The sequence below is a fragment of the Streptosporangium sp. NPDC006013 genome (genome assembly GCF_040614275.1).
GTDB lineage: Bacteria > Actinomycetota > Actinomycetes > Streptosporangiales > Streptosporangiaceae > Streptosporangium.
Genome location: NZ_JBEXUE010000454.1, coordinates 1 through 8,064, shown reverse-complemented (window position 1 = coordinate 8,064; position 8,064 = coordinate 1). Strand labels below are relative to the sequence as shown.

8 protein-coding genes and 1 pseudogene are annotated in these 8,064 nt (G+C 70.6%); 4 read left to right on the top strand and 5 right to left on the bottom strand.

Annotated elements, in window-relative coordinates; genetic code table 11:
- Positions 1–102 precede the first annotated feature (102 nt).
- Positions 103–765 carry a pentapeptide repeat-containing protein gene (locus tag ABZ260_RS41340; RefSeq protein WP_355628654.1) on the top strand — a complete coding sequence of 221 codons (663 nt, stop codon included), beginning with the start codon at positions 103–105 and terminating at the stop codon, positions 763–765.
- A 27-nt stretch (positions 766–792) separates the two neighbouring features.
- The gene (locus ABZ260_RS41335; protein WP_355628651.1) at positions 793–1,503 is read left to right on the top strand and encodes a hypothetical protein; all 711 of its coding nucleotides are present in this window, start codon (positions 793–795) and stop codon (positions 1,501–1,503) included.
- A 67-nt stretch (positions 1,504–1,570) separates the two neighbouring features.
- On the opposite strand, the gene ABZ260_RS41330 is transcribed toward ABZ260_RS41335, so the two are convergent.
- Together ABZ260_RS41330 and ABZ260_RS41325 are read right to left on the bottom strand one after the other, a co-directional pair.
- Entirely contained in the window at positions 1,571–1,741 is a 171-nt protein-coding gene (locus tag ABZ260_RS41330; RefSeq protein ID WP_355628648.1) for a hypothetical protein, read from the bottom strand.
- Between the two features lie 152 nt (positions 1,742–1,893).
- Positions 1,894–3,351, bottom strand: coding sequence for an aldehyde dehydrogenase (NADP(+)) (locus tag ABZ260_RS41325; protein ID WP_355628645.1), 1,458 nt, complete (start codon positions 3,349–3,351; stop codon positions 1,894–1,896).
- 211 nt (positions 3,352–3,562) lie between these two features.
- Here ABZ260_RS41325 and ABZ260_RS41320 point away from each other — a divergent pair, with 211 nt between their 5' ends.
- Together ABZ260_RS41320 and ABZ260_RS41315 are read left to right on the top strand one after the other, a co-directional pair.
- Positions 3,563–4,144 (top strand): RNA polymerase sigma factor, encoded by a 582-nt coding sequence (locus ABZ260_RS41320; protein WP_355628642.1) that lies wholly within the window; start codon positions 3,563–3,565, stop codon positions 4,142–4,144.
- A gap of 2 nt (positions 4,145–4,146) precedes the next feature.
- Positions 4,147–5,124 carry an LCP family protein gene (locus tag ABZ260_RS41315; RefSeq protein WP_355628639.1) on the top strand — a complete coding sequence of 326 codons (978 nt, stop codon included), beginning with the start codon at positions 4,147–4,149 and terminating at the stop codon, positions 5,122–5,124.
- On the opposite strand, the gene ABZ260_RS41310 is transcribed toward ABZ260_RS41315, so the two are convergent.
- The 3 genes and pseudogenes from ABZ260_RS41310 to ABZ260_RS41300 all read right to left on the bottom strand — a co-directional run.
- On the bottom strand, positions 5,121–5,852 hold the full coding sequence (locus tag ABZ260_RS41310) for a hypothetical protein (protein ID WP_355628636.1): 732 nt from the start codon (positions 5,850–5,852) through the stop codon (positions 5,121–5,123). The two genes, ABZ260_RS41315 and ABZ260_RS41310, sit on opposite strands and share 4 nt — an antisense overlap.
- Positions 5,853–5,935: 83 nt before the next feature.
- Complete coding sequence (locus tag ABZ260_RS41305) at positions 5,936–7,522, bottom strand: acyl-CoA synthetase (protein ID WP_355628633.1); 1,587 nt, start codon at positions 7,520–7,522, stop codon at positions 5,936–5,938.
- Between the two features lie 16 nt (positions 7,523–7,538).
- A pseudogene (locus ABZ260_RS41300) lies at positions 7,539–8,064 on the bottom strand (thiolase domain-containing protein); the annotation flags it as partial.

The following is an 8,064-nucleotide window of genomic DNA, read 5'->3' as shown; positions in this document are numbered from 1 at the left end:
GTCCGCGCCCGGCATCTCCGATCGAGGGGATGGCCACCACCGCCGAGCACCACGCGCGGGCACCGGAGAGCGCACGACGGATCCACTATGGAAGGCAAGACGATGGACACACGGACAGTACGCGAGACGAGCGTTACGCTGCCCGACCTGGACGACGCGGACCTGGGCGAAGTCGGTTCGCTGGAGGGCGAGCACGGCAAGCTGCGCGACTTCCACTACGCCAATGCCCGTCTGCGCGAGCTGTCCTTGTCAGGGACCCAGCTCATGGACGGACGCGTCACCAGCCTCACCACTCAGCGCGCCCGCCTGGAGGAGCTGCGTCTGCACTCGGTCGAGTTCTCCGGCTGCGACTTGTCCGGCCTCCGCTGGGAGGACAGCAAACTCTCCAGGGTCACGTTCACCGACTGCAAGCTGCTCGGCGCTGCGTGGGAGAACGTCACGCTCGATGACGTGGTCTTCGAGCGGTGCAAGCTGGACTACGCGGCCGTCACCCGCCTCCGTGCCATAGGCCCGGTGATCTTCACCGGCTGCTCGCTGCGAGAAGCGCGGTTCGTCGGGTCCGACTTGAGCGACGCGGCGTTCGGTGAGTGCGATCTGCATCTGACGGAGTTCGACGGCGGCACCTATCGTGGCTGCGACCTACGCGGCAACGACCTGTCCGGCCTTCGCGGAGTGAGCGCACTCAAGAAGATCATCATCGATCGGTCACAACTCCAGGGTCTCGCCCAGGCGTTCGCGGCCGAACAGGAGATCACCTTCGATTAGGACCTCGACCACCAAGAAGGCGGAGCCATGGGCTTATGGCTGCAGTTCGACCAGTTCAGCGACATCCAGGGACGTATCGAGATCGGGCACGTCAGGCAGGCAGGCGACGCGCCGGGCTATGACGACGGCGTGGCCGTCGTCCCTCGGGAGGACTGGAAGCCCCTCAGCGACGACGAGGCCGACCGGCTGCGGCCCGATGACGCCACCCCGACCAGCGTGGTGATCGAGCTGGTCGCCCAGCCTCTGCCGGTGTTCGCCTTCGCTGATCTACAAGGCCGTGTGGACGCCGCGACCGCTCTCGACCCACTGGAAGGCCACTGGCCGCGCAGGCGCCTCGCCTGCACGGCCAGCCGGCCCGGACGGCTCACCAGCACCGAGGACTCCACGACCGGCCACCGGATCGGACTGCACGTCGACAACTTCGACCGGCTGCCCTACCCCGCCCGGCAGAACAGCCGCCGACGCCTCTGCCTCAACCTGGGACCCGGCACCCGCTATCTACTGGTCGGCGACCGGGACATCAAGGAGATCTGCCGCGCCCTGGGCTGTGACCAGGACGGGTACTACCCGCACACCGACGACCTGCGCCGTTACGTCGCAGATGGGCACCCGCTGCGGTGCCTCCGCATCCGGCTTGACCCCGGCGAGGGGTACATCGCCCCCACGGAGTTCCTGCCGCACGACGGCTCTACAAGCGGCGAGGAAGCTTGGTCACTTGCCGCCTTCTGGCTGGGTTGAGCTCGCACAACACAAAAGAGCGCCCCTCCACGATGGAAGGAGCAGGGCGCTCTCCTGTGTGCGGCTGCTACCGCTGGTCGGCCGGGAGGTCCGGCCGCGGGGTGTGCCTGACCTTGCAGCCGGCCAGCGCCACCAGACCGGTCGGCAACAGCGGAACGAGAATCGCCTCCACCCAGTTGGGCAGGAACGAGGTCATCGACGGGTCGTCGGCGACCGTCCTAAGCCACGGACCTCGCATGCGGCTCCGCGGCCTGCTCGTCCAGCAGGTCGCGGAGCCGTGTCGGGCGAGGCGGGTCCTGCCGTTCGCCGGTGGCCCGCCCACGCAGGGGGCGCAGGCCACCGGGCAGGTCGGACGGGCCGGAGGAGCAGCGGCCGACAGACGACCCGCGCCTAGGAGACCACCCCGTCGACCCGGCGGGGGATGCCGAGGGGGTTGTCGTCGCGCAGCTCGGCTGGGAGCAGCTCGGCCGGCCAGTCCTGGTAGGCGGTGGGGACCAGCCACCTGCGGATCGCGGCGGCGCCGACCGAGGTGTGCGCGGCGGCCGTACTCGCGGGCCAGGGGCCGCCGTGGTGCATGGCCCAGCGGACCGCGACACCGGTCGGCCAGCCGTTCCAGATCAGCCGGCCCGCCTTCCTGAGCAGCACCTCGGCGCTCTCCCGCGCCTCGCCGGGGTCGGTGGCGTGGATCGTGGCGGTCAGCGAGCCGTCCAGCCTCTCCAGTACGGCGGGCAGCTCCGCCGCGTCGCCGTAGACCACGACGACGGAGACCGGGCCGAAGCACTCCTCGGCGATGTCGGGCAGGGCGTCGGCGAACGACGCCAGGTCGGTGACGAACACCTGCGGCGCCACCGCGAAGGCCCCCTCGCCCGGCTGCCCCTCGGCCAGCGTGGTGAGCTTGCCGAGCCTGGCCAGCCCGTGCAGGAAGCCGCCCCGGATCCGCTCGGTGAGCATCGGCCCGCCCGCGGTCGCGGAGACCGCCTCGGAGATGGAGGTCAGGAGCTCGGTGTCGTCAGGGACGAAGACCAGTCCGGGGTTGGTGCAGAACTGACCGGTGCCGAGGGTCAGCGAGGCGGCGAACCCCTGGGCGAGCCCTTCGCGGTCGGCCGAGGGCAGCACGACGACGGGGTTGACGCTGCCCAGCTCGCCGTAGAACGGGATGGGGTCCGGGCGCTCGGCGATGAGAGCCTGGACGGCCTTGCCTCCGGGGACGGAGCCGGTGAACCCCACGGCCACCACGGAAGGGTGCGTGGCCAGCCGCTTTCCCGCGTCGAGCCCGCGGACCAGGCCCAGGAGTGCCGGATCGGGCAGCGCGCTCTGGATGATCTTCTGCGACAGCTCCGAGGTGCGCGGGTGCCCGTCGTGCGCCTTGACCACCACCGGGCATCCGGCGGCCAGCGCCGAGGCGGTGTCACCACCCGCGACCGAGAAGGCGAACGGGAAGTTGCTCGCCGCGAAGACACCGGCCACGCCGGGCAGCGGGTGGTTCATCCGCCGCAGGTCGGGGACCGGCGGCTGGGCCGTCGCGTGGTCGATCACCGCCTCCACGTGCCCGCCGTCCCGCAGCACCTGGGCGAAGAGCCGGAACTGGCCCGCGGCCCGCCCCACCTCGCCGCGGAGCCGGGTCTCCCCGAGCGCGGTCTCGGCGTCGGCGGCCCGCCAGAGCTCCTCGACGTTCGCCTCCAGCGCCGCCGCGACCGCCTCAAGCACCGGCGCCCGGTCGGCGGAACGCCAGGCGGGTCCCGCCGCGCGGGCGGCTCCGACGACCGCGTCCACCTCGCCGTCCGAGGTCAGCGGGTAGGGGTCCCCGGCGGGCTCGCCGGTCCTGGGATCAATTGAGTGGATCAACACGGAGCCTTTCCTCAGTGGAGCCTGTCGTGGCTCGCTGGACCACCCTCCTACGGTAAGCGCTTTCCATAACAGCGGCCACCTCGGAGCCCAGCCCGGCACATGGAAGACCGGGCCTGATGGCATGCTCAGCCACCGCGGACCTCCCCGCCGTGAACCTGAATGGTGAGTTGTGGCGATACATCCTGACCGACTTCCCTACAGAAGGGCGGAGATGATCACCCAACCCGCCACCCGCGGCGACGCCGACCTCGTCAGCGCCTCCTGGACCCAGCCGGAGGCGTTCGCCGAGCTGTTCGACCGCTACTCGGGCATGCTCTACCGGTACGTCTCCAAACGGCTCGGCCCGGAGTCGGCCGAGGACCTCGTCGGTGAGACGTTCCTGGTCGCCTTCTCCCGGCGCAGGAGCTACGACCTGGCCTATCCGGACGCCCGACCCTGGCTCTTCGGCATCCTCACCAAGCTCATGTCCCGCCAGCACCGTACCGAGGCGGCCCGCTACCGGGCGCTGTCACGGACTCCCGTGGACGGCTACGAGGACTCGCCCGCCGACCGGGTGGCCGTCAGGGTGAGCGCGCAGGCCGCCCGGCCCGCTCTGATCAGCGCGCTCGCGGCGCTGCCCGCCAAGGACCGCGACGTGCTGCTGCTGATCACCTGGGGCGAGCTGACCTACGAGGAGGTCGCGCGGGCACTCGGCATCCCGGTCGGCACCGTACGCTCCCGCCTCAACAGGGGCAGGCGGAAGGTACGGGCGGCGCTGGGCGACACCAACCCGATGCTTGATGAGGAGGCGTGACGATGGACGACCTGAAGATGCTGCGCGACCTCGGCGCCGAGCTGGAGCACCAGCCGCCGGCGACGCTGGCCCGCCAGCGCAACCGCCTGTCGACCGCCCGGTCCCGCCGCCCGCGGATGGGCTGGCCGGTCATGGGCCTGGCCGCCGCCGCCACCGTAGCCGCCGTGACCGTGCCCACCCTGGTGCTGAACACCGGCGAGAGTGTCGCCCCGACCGGAGCCAGACCGGTCAAGGCGACCGGCGCGCTGAACATCCTCGTCATCGGCACTGACAGCCAGGCCGGCACCCCCCGCTTCCGTAATGGCGCGCGCAGCGACGCCATCCTGCTGGCGCACCTGCCGGCGGACCGGGAGAAGATCATGTTCGTCAACCTGCCGCGCGACTCGATCGTCCAGATCCCCGCCTGCGGAGCGGCGCCGGCCCGGAAGGAAATGATCAACTCGGCGTTCGACAAGGGCGGGCTCAGCTGCACCGTCAAGACGGTCGAGACGCTGACCGACGTGCGGATCGACCACGCGATGGAGTTCGACTTCCAGGCGTTCAAGGAGGTGGTCGACGCCCTCGGCGGCGTCGAGGTCAGGCTGCCCACACCCGTGAACGACCACAAGGCCAAGCTGACGCTCCCCGCCGGCAGGAGCATGCTCAACGGCGAGGAGGCGCTCGCCTACATGCGGCTGCGCAACTACGGCGACGGCAGTGACATCCAGCGGATCAAACGCCAGGCCGCGCTCATGCAGGCGATGCTGAAAAAGGCCAGGCAGGGGATTACCGACCCCGCCCGGCTCCGGCTGTTCCTCTCCGCGGCGACCAGGAGTGTGAAGAGCGACATGGACCTGGGCACGATGGTCACCATCGCCGAAAGTGCACGCAAGAGCCAGGCGACGTTCCTCACGGTGCCTTGGCAGCCGCATCCCGACGACCCCAACAAGATCGCCTGGAAGCAGCCCGAAGCGAGCAGGCTTTTTGCCGGCCTGCGCTAGTAGGGAAGCTCCGCCTCCCAGCTGGCGATCAACGTCTGGCCCCCGACCACCACCGCCACGTGCTCCTCGGCCGCGCCCAGGGCGGTGCGCAGCGCCTTCGCCTCCTCTCCCCGGTACGTCTGAGAGGAGAGGCTCCCGGGGGCCGTGTCCAGCACCGGCGCGAGGATGCCCTCGGGCCAGCCCGCCTGCCGGATGGGCCGGACACCACGGCCCTCGTACAGCGTCACGGTGATCGGCGCGGTGCGGTCCGGCGTGCCGGTGGCCCGGATCCGGCCGGTCAGCGCCGTGAGCCGCTCGCCGGCGGCGACGATCCGCTCGTCCTCCACCAGCGGCGCCCCCTCCAGCCGGTTCTCGTGGACCTTCCCTTCCCGGTCGGTCACGGTGATGACGGTGAAGGGCTGGTCGGTGGCTCCCCCGGTACGGTCGAGGGTGCCCTCCCGTCCCGCCAGGGCCGCGACCAGCCCGGCCCGCAGGTCCCCCAGCTCGGCCGCGGAGAGCGGGACGGCGACCAGTTCCCCGTCCCGCAGCGAGACGGCCCGCCCGTCACCGGTGACGCTCAGGCTGTCACCGCCGACGCAGGTCATCGGGCCGCACCTGAGGAACCGGATCACGACGTCGTCGGTCCGAGCTCCGGTCCGCGCGATGGGCGCGCTGGTTTCGGCGGTCGCGCTGGTCTTTACGGTCGCGGTGCTTTCGGCGGTCGCGGAACAGCCGGTCAGCAGAAGCATGACGGCCAGCAGAGAACGGATCACACCACTGTGACGGACCGAAAACCGACTTGGTTCACCCGCCCTTCCCCGCGAAAAGCGGATCAGGACCGGGCGGCCTGGGCGGTCTCCCTGGCCCAGCGGTAGTCGGCCTTGCCCGCCGGGGAGCGGACCATCTCGTCGACGAAGGCGAAGGTCCTGGGCACCTTGTAACCGGAGAGCTTCGCCCGGCAGTGCGCGTCGAGGTCCTCCACCGAAGGGGTCGCGCCGGGACGGAGTTCGACCACTGCGGCGACCCGGTTGCCCCAGCGCTCGTCGGGGATGCCGGTGACGACCGCGTCGAAGACCGCCGGGTGCCCCTTGAGCACCGCCTCGACCTCCTCGGGGAACACCTTCTCACCGCCGGTGTTGATGCAGACCGAACCTCGTCCGAAGATCGCGATGGTACCGTCCTCCTCGACCTGGCCCATGTCGCCGGTGAGCAGCCAGCGCACGCCGCCTGAGTCGGTCACGAAGGTCTTGCCGGTCTTGTCGTCGTCCTTGTAGTAGCCGGAGGCGATCCGGCCGCTCCTGGCGACCATGCCCAGCTCACCCCCACCGGGCTTGACCGGCTCCAGCCTCTCGTTGAGCACGGCCAGGTTGACCGCGACGTTGGCCTGGAAACGCTGGCCCGACTCGGGCGAGGAGCCGGGGATCGCCGAGGCGGTGTATCCGGACTCGCTGGACCCGAAGTTGTCCAGGATCATCCTGCCGGGCAGCAGTTCCGCCAGGCGGTCGCGGAGGGAGCCGGTCAGGATGGCGCCGGTGGAACTGAGCACGAACAGCGACGACAGGTCGTAGCCGCCGCCCTCGAGCTCGTCGATCAGCGGACGGGCCATCGCGTCGCCGGTGATGTTGATCGTCAGGACCCCCTCCCGCTCGATCGCGCGCAGTACCTCGGCCGCGTCGAACTTGCGGACGTAGACCATGGTTCCGCCCATCCACCAGGTGATGAAGGTGGCCATCTGGGCCGCGCCGTGCATCAGCGGGGCCGCCGCCAGCATGGTGACAGGTCCGGAGGCCACAGCCGCCTCGATCACCTCCTCCGGCGTGGCCCGCGGCTCCCCACCCGGATTGCCGCCGCCGAAGGCGAAGAACAGGTCCTCGACCCGCCACATCACGCCCTTGGGCATGCCGGTCGTGCCACCGGTGTAGATGATGTAGACGTCGTCGCCGGACCGCGCGGGGAACCCCCGCTCCGGTGACCCGGCCGCCAGCGCCTCCTGGTACGGCACCGCCGTCTCGACCCCGGACGGCCCGCCCACCGCGATCAGGTGCCGGAGCTGCGGGACCTGTGGGGCGGTGGCCGCCACCCGGCCGTCGAACTCCACGTCGAACAGGAGCGCCACGATGTCGGAGTCCTGGTAGAGGTAGAGCAGTTCGGCCTCGACGTAACGGTAGTTCACGTTGATCGGCACGGCCCGGATCTTGAGCGCGGCCAGCATCCCCACCAGGTACTCGACGCCGTTGTAGAGGTGGATGCCCACGTGCTGCCCGGCCGAGACGCCCTGGTCGAGCAGATAGTGCGCGAGCCGGTTGGCCTCCGCGTCCAGTTCCGCGTAGGTCCGGCGATCATCGCCGCAGATGGCGGCGGTGCGGTCCCCAACCGCGTCCACGATCCCCTCGAACAGATCTGCGTGGTTGAACTCCATGGGCCCTCCTGGGGGGTCAGGGTCTGTCGCTGCCGACCATCCACATCGCGAAGAACTGGGCGCCTCCCCCGTACGCGTGCCCGAGGGCCCGCCTGGCGCCGTCCACCTGGTGCTCCCCCGCCATCCCCCTGACCTGGAGCGCCGCCTCGGCGAACCGGATCAGCCCGGAGGCGCCGATCGGGTTGCTCGACAGCACGCCGCCCGAGGCGTTCCACGGAATGTCGCCGTCCAGCGCGGTCGCCCCGGACTCGGTGAGCTTCCAGCCCTCCCCCTCGGTGGCGAAACCGAGGTTCTCCAGCCACATCGGCTCGTACCAGGAGAAGGGCACGTACACCTCCGCCACGTCGATCTCCCTGCGCGGGTCGGTGATCCCGGCCTGCCGGTAGACGTCCGCCGCGCAGTCCTTGCCACCCTGCGGGTTCACCGTGTCGCGGCCCGCGCGGAAGATCGGCTCGGAGCGCATCGCGGTGCCGAGGACCCAGGCCGGTGTGCTGTCGGTGAGCTTGTCGGCGGCGGACAGCACCATCGCGCAGGCACCGTCG